This is a genomic window from Pseudomonas sp. BN607, from assembly GCF_029871175.1.
Taxonomy (GTDB): domain Bacteria; phylum Pseudomonadota; class Gammaproteobacteria; order Pseudomonadales; family Pseudomonadaceae; genus Aquipseudomonas.
The window spans coordinates 204,588-218,205 of sequence record NZ_SSOE01000066.1; the positions used below are offsets into that span (position 1 = coordinate 204,588).

11 protein-coding genes are annotated in these 13,618 nt (G+C 63.3%); 8 read left to right on the forward strand and 3 right to left on the reverse strand.

Features of this window, described 5'->3' with window-relative positions; all coding sequences use genetic code 11:
- Positions 1 to 190 precede the first annotated feature (190 nt).
- From E8E68_RS23960 to E8E68_RS23980, 5 genes are all read left to right on the forward strand, one after another.
- Entirely contained in the window at positions 191 to 2,908 is a 2,718-nt protein-coding gene (locus E8E68_RS23960) for a LuxR C-terminal-related transcriptional regulator (RefSeq protein WP_280345525.1), read from the forward strand.
- Positions 2,909 to 3,067: 159 nt separating this feature from the next.
- Entirely contained in the window at positions 3,068 to 4,675 is a 1,608-nt protein-coding gene (locus E8E68_RS23965; protein ID WP_280345528.1) for a tetratricopeptide repeat-containing response regulator, read from the forward strand.
- The gene (locus E8E68_RS23970) at positions 4,672 to 5,364 is read left to right on the forward strand and encodes a HAMP domain-containing sensor histidine kinase (RefSeq protein ID WP_266028579.1); all 693 of its coding nucleotides are present in this window, start codon (positions 4,672 to 4,674) and stop codon (positions 5,362 to 5,364) included. Before E8E68_RS23965 ends, E8E68_RS23970 begins: the two co-directional genes overlap by 4 nt.
- A 145-nt stretch (positions 5,365 to 5,509) precedes the next feature.
- A complete protein-coding gene (locus tag E8E68_RS23975; protein ID WP_280345532.1) occupies positions 5,510 to 6,154 on the forward strand; it encodes an MBL fold metallo-hydrolase in 645 nt (214 codons plus the stop codon).
- A gap of 108 nt (positions 6,155 to 6,262) precedes the next feature.
- Complete coding sequence (locus E8E68_RS23980; RefSeq protein WP_016501466.1) at positions 6,263 to 6,985, forward strand: OmpA family protein; 723 nt, start codon at positions 6,263 to 6,265, stop codon at positions 6,983 to 6,985.
- Positions 6,986 to 7,020: 35 nt separating this feature from the next.
- Here the strand turns inward: E8E68_RS23980 and pta are convergent, their stop codons facing one another.
- Positions 7,021 to 9,108, reverse strand: coding sequence for a phosphate acetyltransferase (gene pta / locus E8E68_RS23985; RefSeq protein ID WP_266028575.1), 2,088 nt, complete (start codon positions 9,106 to 9,108; stop codon positions 7,021 to 7,023).
- Positions 9,109 to 9,139: 31 nt separating this feature from the next.
- Positions 9,140 to 9,442 (reverse strand): DUF3565 domain-containing protein, encoded by a 303-nt coding sequence (locus E8E68_RS23990; protein WP_266028574.1) that lies wholly within the window; start codon positions 9,440 to 9,442, stop codon positions 9,140 to 9,142.
- Between E8E68_RS23990 and E8E68_RS23995 the strand changes: the two genes are divergently transcribed.
- Positions 9,441 to 9,926, forward strand: a complete 486-nt coding sequence (locus E8E68_RS23995; protein WP_003259610.1) for a peptidylprolyl isomerase — start codon at positions 9,441 to 9,443, stop codon at positions 9,924 to 9,926. The two genes, E8E68_RS23990 and E8E68_RS23995, sit on opposite strands and share 2 nt — an antisense overlap.
- A 145-nt stretch (positions 9,927 to 10,071) precedes the next feature.
- The gene (locus E8E68_RS24000) at positions 10,072 to 10,554 is read left to right on the forward strand and encodes a glutathione peroxidase (RefSeq protein WP_110745520.1); all 483 of its coding nucleotides are present in this window, start codon (positions 10,072 to 10,074) and stop codon (positions 10,552 to 10,554) included.
- A gap of 63 nt (positions 10,555 to 10,617) precedes the next feature.
- On the opposite strand, the gene E8E68_RS24005 is transcribed toward E8E68_RS24000, so the two are convergent.
- Complete coding sequence (locus tag E8E68_RS24005) at positions 10,618 to 11,808, reverse strand: glycosyltransferase family 1 protein (protein WP_266028573.1); 1,191 nt, start codon at positions 11,806 to 11,808, stop codon at positions 10,618 to 10,620.
- 178 nt (positions 11,809 to 11,986) lie between these two features.
- Between E8E68_RS24005 and E8E68_RS24010 the strand changes: the two genes are divergently transcribed.
- Complete coding sequence (locus tag E8E68_RS24010) at positions 11,987 to 13,303, forward strand: PAS domain-containing methyl-accepting chemotaxis protein (RefSeq protein ID WP_110745522.1); 1,317 nt, start codon at positions 11,987 to 11,989, stop codon at positions 13,301 to 13,303.
- The last annotated feature ends 315 nt before the right edge of the window (positions 13,304 to 13,618 follow it).

Sequence of the window (13,618 nt, forward strand, 5' to 3'; positions counted from 1 at the left end):
CGCGGGCCAGGCAATCAACCTGCTGAATACCTCTCCAAACCCTCGTTCCAGCCCATGTCCATCGGCCATGTTGCTTTTTGTCGCAGTCTTTTCTGAGGCAATTGTTCCCATCATCTTCAAATGCGCCGCGTTAACGGCTAGTCTCGCAAGCATCCATATGCCGTAGTCTTCCACCCAGAATGAGCCGGCCATGACTGATCTGTCCCGTACGCATGGATTCGCCAGTCAGGCCCTGGGCCTGCTGGACGGGCGTTTCTTCCGGCCGCCCCTGCCGGATGGCCATGTGCCGCGCGTGCGCTTGTGCCAGCGGCTGAATGCCGGTTTGGGCGGGCGCTTGCTGCTGGTCAATGCGCCGGCAGGTTTTGGCAAAAGCTCCTTGGCCATCGAATTCTGCGAAGCACTGCCCGAGCACTGGCGCAGCCTGTGGCTGGGCCTGAGCCAGCGCGATGCCGACCCTGGCCGCTTCCTCGAGCGGCTGCTCGAAGGCTTGCAACAGTACTGCCCGGCACTTGGCGGCCAGGCCATGGGCCTGCTGAAGATGCGCCAGCGCCACCAGCCGTTCGCCTTCGAAGAATGGCTCGACGGCCTGCTCGACGAGCTGGCGCTTTACCTGCAAGCCGATACGCCCTTGCTGGTGGTGCTGGACGACTACCATCTGGCCCAGGGGCCGGTACTTGACCGGTGCCTGCAGTTCTTCCTCAATCACTTGCCTCCCGGCCTGGTGTTGCTGGTCACTAGCCGACAACGTCCAGACTGGCACCTGGCGCGCCTGCGCCTGTCACGGCAACTGGTCGAGCTCAACGAACAGGAACTGCGCCTCACCGCCGAGGAGTCTTTGGCGGTAATCGGCCGCCAGCCCACCGGGCTGCGTGGCCAGGCGCTTGATAACCTGATCCAGCGCAGCGACGGCTGGGTGGCCGGGCTGCGCTTCTGGCAGCTGGCGGCCAGCGACAGCGCTGACGAACAGGCCTTGCCCCAGGCGCTGCACGGTGGCGAGGGCCTGATCCGCGACTACCTGCTCGAAGAAGTCATCGACATGCTACCCGCGGATGTACAGGCCTTCCTGTACGAGACCGCCTGCCAGGAGCGCTTCTGTGCCTCGCTGTGCGACGCCGTGCGCGGCGCTCACGACAGCGCCGCGATCCTGTGCTTCCTGCAGGCGCACCAGGTGTTCCTGGTGCCGCTGGACGAGCATGGTCAATGGTTCCGTTATCACCACTTGTTCTCCGACTTGCTGCGCAGCCGCCAGGCCAGCGAACCACTGGCCGGCCTGCACCTGCGCGCGTGCCGCTGGTTCGAAGCCCAGGGGCTGCTGGACGAGGCGGTGGAGCAGGCGCTGCGTGCCGGTCACCTCGATGTCGCCGCCGACCTGGTGCAGAGCCTGTCCGAGGAACAACTGCTGGCCGAGCAGAACGTCGGCATGCTGCTGCGCTGGAAGATGGACCTGCCCGACAGCCTGTTGATCAGTACGCCGCGGTTGATTGTGCTGTACAGCTGGGCGTTGGGCCTGGCTTGTCAGCTGGACGCGGCCGAAGAGCTGGCCGGTTACCTCAGCCGCTTCCTGCCCGCGCCCTCGGCGACCGCGCAAAAGTCGATGCTGGCGCAGTGGCTGGCACTGAGCGGGGTGATCGCCCGTGGCCGGGGTGATCGCGAGCGCACCCTGGCCTATTGCGGCGAAGCGTTGCAGAGCTTGCCGAGCAAGCGTTATGGCCAACGCCTGGTGTGTTTGTCGACACTGTCCAACCTGGCCATTGCCGATGGCGACTTCTGGCGCGCACGCGGGTGGAATCGTGAGGCGCTGGAGCTGGCTCAGCGTGTTGGCAACCCGTTGTTCGAGGCGTTGGCCCATTACGACCGCGCACGGGTGCTACACGCCCGTGGCGAAGTGCTGCGCGCCCTGGACGAAGTGCGCCAGGGCCTGCAGCGCCTGCAAGGGCTTTCGGCGCAGCGCCTGTATGCCGTACGCGCACGCCTGACGCTGTATGAAGGCTACCTGCTGGTCTCGCGCCTGCAACCCGCCCAAGGCCGTGCGCGCTTGCGCGCAGGGCTGGGTGAGGCGCGGGCCTGTCGGGATATCAGCGTGCTTATCGGCCATTGCGTGATTGCCACGCTCGATGGCCGGGAAGGGCACTTTGCCGAGGCTTTTGCCGAGCTGGCCGAGGCTGAGCGGCTGATGCACATCTGGGACGTGCCGCCGGTCTATTACTTGGCCATGATCACTTTGGTCAAATGCGAACTGTGGTTGGCCCAAGGCCGCACCGACCTGGCCGAGTCGTGGCTGCTACGCCTGGGCCAGACCTATGGCGGTGAGCAGCCGGCGGCAGCGCCAGAGTTTCACCCGCTGCTGCCGTTGCACATTGCCTTGCAACAAGCGTTGCTCGAGCGTGTTCAGTCACGTCGTGATGACGCCGTCAAACGCCTGGCTGGCCTTGCCGAGCGTGGCCAGGCCAGTGGCGGCATGATGCTTGCCGTCAGTGCCCTGAGCCAATGGCTGGTGCTGTTGCTGGACGAAGGCCGGGACGGCCAGGCAGCGCAATTGTTGCCACCGCTGCTGGAGGCAGCTCGCGGCGGTGTGCTGCAGCCATTCCAGGCGCTGTTGGAAAAGCACCCGCAATGGCTTCACGAGCATCTGCAGGCAGGTAGCACGTGCCCGGTTCAGGCAGAACTGCTCAAACGCCTGCCGTCACTGCCAAGTCCCAGCGCCGGGACCGGTGAGGCGTTGAGCGGTCGCGAACTGGCCGTGCTCGAGCTGATCGCCCAAGGTTGCTCCAACCAGCAGATCAGCGAGCGCCTGTTCATTTCCTTGCACACGGTAAAAACCCACGCCAGCCATATCAACAGCAAGCTGGGCGTGGAGCGGCGTACCCAGGCGGTGGCCAAGGCCAAATCCCTGGGGCTGCTGGCTTGAAGCTGGCCCCTGGGTTCATTGCCCGCTAAAGTGATGGCGTGAGGCCATGGTTTGTGGCCGGCAATGCTCTACCCTCATCTTTCCCGACCGGCTGCCGATACAGCGATCGGTGGCATCGCCTCGCGCGATTTTTCAATCATTCCAAGGCAGGTCGTGTTGATGCTGCAGTACGGGCAAAAGAGCTTTCTGATCGTCGACGATTTTACCGACTTTCGCACGTCGACCCGCTCCATGTTGCGTGAGTTGGGCGTGCGCGACGTTGACACCGCCGACAGCGGCGAGCAGGCGTTGCGCATGTGCGCGCAGAAGCGCTATGACGTCATCCTGCAGGACTTCCACCTCGGCGACGGCAAGAAGAACGGCCAGCAGGTGCTGGAAGACCTGATCATCGACAAGCACATCAGCCATGAGTGCGTGTTCATCATGGTCACGGCCGAGAGCAGCCAGGCCATTGTCCTTAGCGCCATCGAGCACGAGCCCGACGCCTACCTGACCAAGCCTTTCAACCGGGTTGGCCTGGCCCAGCGTGTCGAGAAACTGTTCCAGCGCAAGACACTGCTCAAACCGATCCTGCAGGCGCTCGACCGACACCGCCCGGGCGAAGTGCTGGCGGCTTGCGCCGAGCTGTGCAAGAGGGACCCGCGCCTGGCACCGCTGTGCCTGCGTTACCGGGCCGATGCCTTGCGCAACCTCAACCGTTTCGAGGAGCTGGAAAAATTCCTCAAGGCGATCCTGGCCAGCCGCCCGCAGCCGTGGGTATACGCGGCCTTGGGGGCGCTGATGCACAAGCGTGGCCAGAATGCCCAGGCCCAGGGCGTGTACGAACAGGCACTCAAGGCCTTCCCGATCATGCCGAGCCTTTACGACGGCATGGCCGAAGTCCTGGTAGCTCAGGGTGAAACCAAACGCGCCCAGAGCCTGCTTGAAGAGGCCGTGCGCCTGTCGCCGCTGTCGGTGCGCCGGCAATCGACGCTGGGCAAGCTGGCGCTGGAAAACGAAGATTTCGAGAGTGCCTCGAAAGCGTTCCGCCATGCGGTGAATCAGGGGCAGAGCTCGCGCTACAAGGATGCCGAGAACAACCTTGGCCTGGTGCAGGCGCTGATGAGCAAGAATGCGGGTTTTGGCCTCGACGCCCGAACCCGGGTCGAGATCAACACCACGCTCAGCGAAGTGGCCAAGGAAAACCCCGAGGATCAGGGCTTGCAGGTACGTGCGCGGATGATGAAAGCCGCCAGCCTGTTGCAGGCCGGTGATCCGGAAACGGCGGCCAAGCTGACCGAGCAGGCGATTCAGCGCCTGGACAAGATGAACCAGTTCTTCTCGGTCGATTCAGCCCTGACCGTTGCCGCGCAATTGCAGGCGATGGGGCAGGAAGCTGCCGCGATCGGCGTGCTGAAAAGCTGTGTGGAAAGTTATGGCGATGACCCCAAGGTCATGGAAAGAGTGGGCAAGCTGACGGACGACCCCAGTGTGCTCAACGCCATCACCGAAGCGGTCACCCTCAATCGCCAGGGGGTGCGCAGTTACCAGGGAGGGCAGCTCGGCGAGGCGCTGCAACTGTTCCGCAAGGCACTGGGTTTACAGCCGAAGAACATCAGCATCGCCCTCAACACCGCCCAGGCACTGCTGCGCATCGGTGGTGACGACACTCAGCCCGCGATCATGCAGGAATGCCGCGACGCGTTGACCAGCGTGGCCGGTATCCCTGCCAGCGACAACCGCTATGACCGTTACCGCAAACTGCACATCCGAGTGTTCGGCGCATGACTCAAGACAATCAGGGGCTGGATTTTTCCACGGTGATCGCCTCCACCGTGCACGACCTCAAGAGTTCCCTGGCGGCGTTGATCCAGTCCCACAGCCAGTGGGTGCAACGCTTGCCCGAAGAGCTGCGCGGCGGTGCCGAGCAAGGGATGATGGAGCACGAGTTTCGTCACCTCAACGGCATGCTGGTGCAGTTGCTGGGGTTGTACAAGCTGGGGGTTAACCAGCTGCCGGTGTGCCCGGACTACCATGAGCTGGATGACTTCATCGAAGCCCAGCTGGCGGCGCACGAGGAAGTGCTGAAGCACAACGATATCCTCGCCACCTGGCGCATCGACACCGACAACCCGTTGGGTTTCTTCGACCGCGAACTGGTGGCCTCGGTCATCGCCAATGTCATCACCAACGCCACCCGCTTTGCCGGACATGCCTTGCTGATCACCATTGAAGAAGCTGACAACCAGCTGGCCATCTGCGTCAACGACGATGGCCCGGGTTATCCACAACGCATGCTCGAGCGCCAGGAGGAGTACATCCAGGGGATCGATTCGACTAGCGGCAGTACTGGCCTGGGGCTGTACTTCGCGGCGCGGATCGCGGCGCTGCATGAAAGCGGCGGTGTGCGCGGGCGGATCGAGATTTCCAATGGCGGGGCGCTTGGGGGCGGGTTGTTCAGGTTGTTCCTGCCTTGAGGGATTGGGTGCCTGTGAGATCGAGCGCCGCCCGCGCGGCGCTCGATCTCACAGGCGCCACTTCGCTCAAGCCATGAACCTCGTGCACCCACCCCGTTTTCCTGTCAGGCTCGTAGCAGAACCCAGCGTTACCTGCGAGAACACCATGACCCAAACCCCGCCTGCACTCATCCGCGAAACCTTTCCGGTAGGCCCTCTGCAATGCAACTGCACGCTGATCGGCGACCCGCTGACCCAAAAGGCCATCGTCGTCGACCCGGGCGGTGACCCGGACAAGATCCTCGCCCGCCTGCAGGCCCACGGGCTTACGCTGGTGAGCATCATCCACACACACGCGCACTTCGACCATTTCCTGGCCTCGGGCAAGCTCAAGGAGCTGACCGGCGCCACGTTGCACCTGCACAAGGACGACCAGGCGCTGTGGGACAACCTGGAAATGCAGTGCCAGATGTTCGGCGTGCCCCACACCCCAGTACCGTCCCCCGACCGTTGGCTGGCCGATGACGAAGAACTGGCCTGCGGCTGCGGCGTGGCATTGCATACTCCAGGGCACACCCCGGGCTCGATGAGCTTCTGGTTCGCCGATGCCAAGCTGCTGATCGCCGGTGACACCCTGTTCCGTCGCGGCATTGGCCGCACCGACCTGTGGGGGGGCGACCAGCGGGCGATCGTGCGTTCCATCAAGGAGCGGCTTTACCGGCTGGACGAGGAGGCCGTCGTGGTGACCGGCCACGGGCCCGATACCCGGTTGGGTGACGAAATGCGCGAGAACCCCTTCGTGCGTGCCTGATGGCAGATGAAGGCACTTTCATGGAATTTTTCGTTGCCGACGCAATCCAAGGCTGGCATAGATCCCTTTATGATCTGCAGCATTCATGAATTCAGTAGGAGCTTGTCCATGTTCACCATGCGTCGTCTGATTATCGTCGCAACTGCCGCTGCCCTGATGACCGGCTGTGCCGGCCAGAATCCCTACGACAACCAGGGCCAGGCGCAGGGCTCCACCGGGATGAGCAAGACCGCCAAGTATGGTGGCCTGGGCGCGTTGGCCGGCGCCATCGCCGGTGCCGCCATCGACCACAACAACCGTGGCAAGGGGGCACTCATCGGTGCCGCTGCAGTGGGTGCTGCCGCTGCTGGTTACGGCTACTACGCCGACAAGCAGGAAGCCGAACTGCGCGCGCAGATGGCCAACACCGGCGTGGAAGTGCAACGCCAGGGTGACCAGATCAAGCTGATCATGCCGGGCAACATCACCTTCGCCACCGACTCGGCCAACATCGCCCCAAGCTTCTACTCGCCGCTGAACAACCTGGCTGGGTCGTTCAAGCAGTTCAACCAGAACACCATCGAAGTGGTCGGCTTCACCGACAGCACTGGCAGCCGCCAACACAATATGGACCTGTCCCAGCGCCGCGCGCAGGCGGTCAGCACCTACCTGACCTCGCAGGGTGTGGATGCCTCGCGTATTTCTGTACGTGGCATGGGCCCGGACCAGCCAATCGCCAGCAACGCTGACGCCAATGGCCGTGCGCAGAACCGCCGGGTGGAAGTGAACCTGAAGCCGATTCCGGGTCAGCAGTATGACCAGCAGCAAGGCCAGGTTCAGCAATATCCGTGATTGACCGCCCGGGGCTGCAACGCAGCCCCGGCTTCTTAGCGCGCTACGCTGGCCTGAATCGCCGTCAGGGCAATGGTGTGCACGATATCGTCTACCTGTGCCCCTCGCGGCAAGTCGTTCACCGGTTTGCGTAACCCCTGCAGCATCGGCCCCAGGCTGACCCCGTCAGCACTGCGCTGTACCGCCTTGTGTGTGGTATTGCCGGTATTCAGGTCGGGGAACACGAATACCGTGGCACGCCCGGCCACCGGGCTGCCTGGCGCCAGCTCCCGGGCAATTGCCGGGTTGGCCGCCGCGTCATACTGCAGGGGGCCGTCGATCAGTAGATCGTGCGCTGCGTCCTGTGCCAGGCGTGTCGCTTCGCGCACTTTCCCGACTTCCTCATCGCTGGCCGAATCGCTTGAGTAACTGATCATCGCCACCCGCGGCGCAATGCCGAAGGCCTGCGCCGATTCGGCGCTCTGCCGGGCAATTTCGGCCAGTTCGACAGCGCTCGGGTGCGGGTTCATCACGCAGTCGCCGTACACCAGTACCTGCTCGGGGAACAGCATGAAGAACACCGACGACACCAGGCTCGAGCCCGGCGCAGTCTTGATCAACTGCAGGGCAGGGCGGATGGTGTTGGCAGTGGAGTGCACCAGCCCGGAAACCAGGCCGTCCACTTCATCCAGAGCCAGCATCATGGTCCCGATCACCACCGGGTCTTCCAGTTGCTGCTCGGCCATCGGGGCGTTGAGGTTCTTGCTTTTGCGCAGCTCGACCATCGGTTCTACGTAGCGCCCGCGTATCAGCTCCGGGTCGAGGATCTCCAGGCCCGGCGGCAGGGTAATGCCTTGGGCGCGTGCCACGGCATCCACATCCTCGGGCTTGGCCAGCAGCACGCAACGGGCAATGCCTCGGGCCTGGCAGATGGCTGCCGCCTGAACCAGCAAAGGCTCGGCACCCTCAGGCAGGACGATGCGCTTGTTCGCTTGCTGCGCGCGCTGGATCAACTGGTAGCGGAACACCGCCGGCGACAGCCGCAGTTCGCGCGGCGTGCCGCAGCGTTGGTGCAACCAGGCCGCGTCGAGGTGGCTGGCGACAAAGTCGGTAATGAATTCGGCGCGCTCGCGGTCATCCACCGGAATTTCACGGTTCAACGAGTTGAGCTGGTTGGCGGTGTCGTAAGAGCCGGTACTTACCGACAGGATAGGCAGCCCGGCCTGCAGCGCGCCACGGCACAGGCCAAGGATACGTGCGTCAGGCTTGCTGTCGCTGGTCAGCAGCAGGCCGGCCAGTGGCACACCATTGATTGCTGCCAGGCTGACGGCAAGGATGATGTCGTCGCGATCACCCGGGGTTACGACCAAGGTGCCTGACGTGAGCAGCGGTACGGTGTTGGCCACCGTGCGGGCGCAGATGATGATCTTGCTCATGCGCCGCTGCTCGTAGTCGCCGGCATTGAGCACCTGGGCGCCAAGCAGGTCGGCCACGTCACGGGTGCGCGGGGCGTTCAGCTCGGGCTGGTAGGGGATACAGCCGAGCAGTTGGAAATCATTGCCACGCAGCAGCGGCGAGTGCTCGCGCAGGCGGGTGGCGAAGTCCGCCATGCTTTCCTCGGTACGCACCTTGTTGAGAATCACCCCGAGCACTTTCGGGTCGCGCGGGCCGCCGAACAACTGGGCCTGCAGTTCGACCCGGCCGGACAGCTCGCTGAGCACTTCATTTTCCGGGGCTGAAACCAGGATTACCTCGGCATCCAGGCTCTTGGCCAAGTGCAGGTTGACCCGTGCCGCATAGCTGGCGTGGCGCGTTGGCACCATGCCCTCGACCACCACCACGTCATTGCCGACGCAGGCTTGCTGGTACAGGCGGATGATTTCTTCAAGCAGCTCGTCCAGCTGGCCGTCACCGAGCATGCGCTCGACATGGGCCAGGCTCAGCGGCACGGGCGGCTTGATGCCATGGGTGCGGGCGACCAGCTCGGTGGAGCGCTCCGGGCCGGTGTCACCCGGGTGGGGCTGGGCGATCGGCTTGAAGAAGCCGACCTTCAGGCCGGCACGCTCAAGGGTGCGCACCAGGCCCAGGCTGATCGAAGTCAGGCCGACACCAAAATCGGTCGGCGCAATGAAAAATGTCTGCATGCGTGCTTCTCGAAATAAGCGGTGCAAGAAATTAACGGCCAAGGGTAGCGCTATCGGCCCCTTGTGCGCACCAGCCGCAAGCGAAAGGCTGGCCGATGTGCTGCGCGCGCTGGACCGGGTCGAGCACCCATGGGCGTGCCTGCCACGGCGGCTGGTGGCGCAGGTGCTGGGTATGGCCACAGGACAGTTCGGCCACCCAATGGCCTTCTTCGTCCTGATGAAAACCGGTGATCCGACTGATGGGCCGTTGCTCGTCCGCGGTGCGTTCGCAATCGGACGATGGCTTGGTTACACTTGTGCGCTCTACATTCTTTTGCAAAAGGTCTTGCCCCATGCTGATCGCCGCCAACAAGGCTGTCTCCATCGACTATACCCTGACCAACGACGCCGGGGAGACCATCGACAGCTCCGCCGGTGGTGCCCCGCTGGTTTACCTGCACGGTGCCGGCAACATCATCCCGGGCCTGGAAAAAGCCCTGGAAGGCAAGCAGGCCGGTGACGAGCTGAACGTTTCCATCGAGCCGGAAGACGCCTACGGCGAATACCTGGCCGAGCTGGTCAGCACCCTGAACCGCAGCCTGTTCGAAGGCGTTGACGAACTGGAAGTGGGCATGCAGTTCCACGCTTCGGCGCCGGACGGCCAGATGCAGATCGTCACCATCCGCGACATCGACGGCGACGACGTCACCGTTGATGGCAACCACCCGCTGGCCGGCCAGCGCCTGACCTTCCAGGTCAAGGTCGTGAACGTGCGTGACGCCAGCGACGAAGAAATCGCTCACCGTCACATCCACGGTGAAGGTGGCCATCACCACTGATTTTCTGCGCTAAGCTCAGAAAGTCGCCAGGCGCTCGGGCAAGCCGATTTGCCTTCCTACGGGAGGGGGACGGTTTGGACGAGCGCCTTTTTAGTGGGCGGAATTCGCCGACGCGGCAACCGGGAACCTGAGAGGGGATGTCATCATGAGTGCATTTCACGAGCTGAAGCTGGACGCGCTGAACGGCGGAGAGCTACCTCTGGCACCGTTCAAGGGCCAAGTGGTGCTGGTGGTCAACGTTGCCTCCAAGTGTGGTCTTACGCCGCAATACAAAGCCCTGGAACACCTCTACCAGGCGTACAAGGACAAGGGCTTCAATGTGCTTGGCTTGCCGTGCAACCAGTTTGCCGGGCAGGAGCCGGGTAGCGAGAAGGAAATCCAGGACTTCTGCAGCCTCAACTACGGGGTGAGCTTCCCGCTGGGGGGCAAGCTGGAGGTCAACGGGCCGCAGCGCCATTCGCTGTATCGCCTGTTGGCGGGTGAGGGGGCCGAGTTTCCGGGCGACATCACCTGGAACTTCGAGAAGTTTCTGGTTGGCAAGGACGGCCGGGTATTGGCGCGTTTCTCACCTCGCACCGCGCCGGATGACCCGGTGGTGGTGCAGGCAATCGAGAAAGCGCTAGCCTGAAGAACGCCTGTCGCGATGCTTTGGGCACCTGTGAGATCGAGCGCCGCCTGCGCGGCACCTATCTCACAGGCGCTGCAAAAATTGCCCAGAACGCCCAGCCGCAGCACCAGGTTGCCGGCAGGCGCCGTCCAGGTACCCCTCGAACTGCTCGACAATTGCCCCCCAGCCTTGACGGCTGGCATGCTGCCGCGCATTCAGGCGAACCCGGCGCAACGTTTCCTCATCTTCCAGCAGCCAGCAGGCCGCATCGATGAACGCTGCCTGGTCACCCGGCATCGCTAGTGCACCACTGTGCCCATGGCGAATATGCTGTGCGGCCGCGGCTTCGTCATAAGCGATTACTGCCAACCCGGAGGCCATGGCCTCGAGTACCACATTACCGAAGGTTTCGGTCAGGCTCGGAAACAGGAACAGGTCCCCGCTGGCATAGTGCTCAGCCAGGACCTCGCCGCGTTGGGCACCACAGAACACCGCGTCTGGCAGCTGTTGTTGAAGGGCGGCGCGCTGTGGGCCGTCACCGACCAGAATCAGGCGCAGGCGCTTCTGTGGATAAGTCTTCTGCAACGCCTCGAGGCAAGGGCGCAGCAAGCCAAGGTTCTTTTCCACCGCCAACCGCCCCACATGCAGCACGGCGATATCATCCGGCCTTAACCCCCAGCTTTCGCGCAACGCCTGGCTGCGCCGGGCGGGGTGGAACAGGCAGGCATCCACACCACGGGCAAGCAGTTCCAGGCGCTCGAAACCACGGCGTTCCAGTTCCAGGCGCTGGCTGGCGCTGGGCACCAGGGTGACCGCTGTTCGGCGATGGAACCAGCGTAGGTAGTGGGTGAGCAGGCGCGCCAGCAAACCCAGGCCGTACTGGCCGGAATACTGCGGAAAGTTGGTATGGAAGCCGCTGACGACCGGGATCCCAAGGCGCCTGGCCGCGCGCAGGGCGCTGAGCCCCAGCGGCCCCTCGGTGGCGATGTACAGTACATCTGGCCGTTGCCGCCGCCAGCGTCGCAGCAGCGTGTGCATCGACACCTCGCCCCATTGCAAGCCGGGGTATCCCGGCAGTGCCCAGCCACGGCAAAGCATGAGCTGGGGGTCATTGTGCACCGGCCTTTCGCCGGGTTGGCGCGGGCGCACCACTTCGATCTGGTGGCCGCGTTGACGCAGGCCTTCGCCGAGACGGCCAAGGGTGTTGGCCACGCCGTTGATTTCGGGTGGGAAGGTTTCGCTGACCAAGGTAATGCGCAGGGCGGGTGTATTCATGACAAAAAGTTTCCGCCTGCTCGGTTGCGTCACTGTGACGGGCCTGTGACGCGCAGATGACATCTGACCGGCGTCGCTTGTGGAATTTGCGAATATTTATCGGCACGGCACTCAAGAAGGTGTCACCGGCAGCCGATGAAGATGCATTCGATTACCGATGCGCTCCAGGAGAGCGGTGATGTTCAACAACAAGCTCAAGCAAGAAATCCGGCAGCTGCGCGAAGACCTGATGTCCATCGAACAGGTCAAGAGCAGCCTCGACAGCGAGATGCTGGTTTTGCAACTCGACCCACAGGGACGGATCGAGATGGTCAACGGCAATTTCGAGAGCGAGATGCTCTACCGTGCCGAACAATTGCTTGGACGCAACATAGAGGACATCGTCCCCGGCCATGTCAAGTCGCTGGATTTCTACCAGCGCATGAAAACCGCGATCAGCCGCGGGGAGCACCTGAACGGCGCGTTCCGCCTGCTGCGTGGCAATGGCCAGGAAGCCTGGCTGCGCTCGATCCTTCAGCCGGTCAAGGACAGTGAGGGGCGCATCAAGTACTTCACCCTGCATTCCAGCGACCTCACCCGCACCATCGAGACCTCGCGCGAGCACGAAAGCCTGATCAAGGCGCTGATGCGTTCTACGGCGGTGATCGAGTTCGACCTCGACGGCACCATCCTCACCGCCAATGAGCGCTTCCTGACCAGTGTCGGTTACCGCCTGGAGCAGATCCGCGGCAAGCACCACCGTATGTTCTGCGAGCCGGAAGAGTCCAACTCGGTTGGCTACCAGGCATTCTGGGACAAGCTGCGTCGAGGCGAGTACGTTGCCGACCGCTTCAAGCGCATTGATGCCCATGGCCGGGTAATCTGGCTGGAAGCTTCGTACAACCCGATCTTCGATGCCCACGACGTGCTCTACAAGGTGGTCAAGTTCGCGACCGTGATTACCGACCAGGTCAACCAGGAGCAGGCGGTAGCCGAGGCGGCAGATGTTGCCTACAACACCTCGCTGGGGACTGATGCCAGCGCACGCAAGGCTACCGATGTAGTGACCCAGAGCGTCAGCGTGATGCGTGGCCTGGAGGCCTCCATGCAAGAGGCGGCCGAAGGCATTCAGGCGCTGGATACCCAGTCGCGGGTGATCGGTTCGATCATCAAGACCATCAGTGATATTGCCGGGCAGACCAACCTGCTGGCCTTGAACGCCGCCATTGAAGCGGCCCGGGCGGGCGAACAGGGGCGCGGCTTTGCCGTGGTCGCCGACGAAGTGCGCCAGCTGGCCTCACGCACCAGCACCGCCACCGAGGAAATCGCCCGGGTGGTGCAGCAGAACTCGCAGCTGGCGCAGGCGGCGGTGGCGATCATCGACACCAGCAAGCGTCAGGCCGAACAGGGGCTGGCGCTGGCGGATGAGACGGGCAACGTGATTGTCGAGATCCAGGACGGGGCGAAGCGGGTGGTGGATGTGGTGGGGCAGTTTTCCAGCCGGTTGGGGCAATAGGGACCAAGCCAGGCAGGTTCCGCTTTTTTTTGCGGGAGCGGCCTTGTGTCTTGATGGGGATTTAGAGTCTGAACTGAGAGCGCTGAATGGCAAGCTGAATGCTTGTCCCGCGAAGCATCCAACACGGTGCATGGCACCGGCTCCGCCGGTGTTCGCGGCTAAAGCCGCTCCCACAGGGATTGCGCTAGATTCTAGAAATTGAGCAAGCCAGTTGTTTCCCTCAGGTACTGCATCAACCTCAAGCCTGCGGGGTACCTGTGGGAGCGGGCTTGTCCCGCGAAGCATCCAACACGGTGTATGGCACGGGCTTCGCCC

What these genes read in the sequence shown, in the direction of transcription:
- E8E68_RS23960 (WP_280345525.1), top strand. Translation starts at nt 191, where the DNA reads ATGACTGATCTGTCCCGTACGCATGGATTCGCCAGTCAGGCCCTGGGC.
- E8E68_RS23965 (WP_280345528.1), top strand. Translation starts at nt 3,068, where the DNA reads ATGCTGCAGTACGGGCAAAAGAGCTTTCTGATCGTCGACGATTTTACC.
- E8E68_RS23970 (WP_266028579.1), top strand. Translation starts at nt 4,672, where the DNA reads ATGACTCAAGACAATCAGGGGCTGGATTTTTCCACGGTGATCGCCTCC.
- E8E68_RS23975 (WP_280345532.1), top strand. Translation starts at nt 5,510, where the DNA reads ATGACCCAAACCCCGCCTGCACTCATCCGCGAAACCTTTCCGGTAGGC.
- E8E68_RS23980 (WP_016501466.1), top strand. Translation starts at nt 6,263, where the DNA reads ATGTTCACCATGCGTCGTCTGATTATCGTCGCAACTGCCGCTGCCCTG.
- pta (WP_266028575.1), bottom strand. Translation starts at nt 9,108, where the DNA reads ATGCAGACATTTTTCATTGCGCCGACCGATTTTGGTGTCGGCCTGACT.
- E8E68_RS23995 (WP_003259610.1), top strand. Translation starts at nt 9,441, where the DNA reads ATGCTGATCGCCGCCAACAAGGCTGTCTCCATCGACTATACCCTGACC.
- E8E68_RS23990 (WP_266028574.1), bottom strand. Translation starts at nt 9,442, where the DNA reads ATGGGGCAAGACCTTTTGCAAAAGAATGTAGAGCGCACAAGTGTAACC.
- E8E68_RS24000 (WP_110745520.1), top strand. Translation starts at nt 10,072, where the DNA reads ATGAGTGCATTTCACGAGCTGAAGCTGGACGCGCTGAACGGCGGAGAG.
- E8E68_RS24005 (WP_266028573.1), bottom strand. Translation starts at nt 11,808, where the DNA reads ATGAATACACCCGCCCTGCGCATTACCTTGGTCAGCGAAACCTTCCCA.
- E8E68_RS24010 (WP_110745522.1), top strand. Translation starts at nt 11,987, where the DNA reads ATGTTCAACAACAAGCTCAAGCAAGAAATCCGGCAGCTGCGCGAAGAC.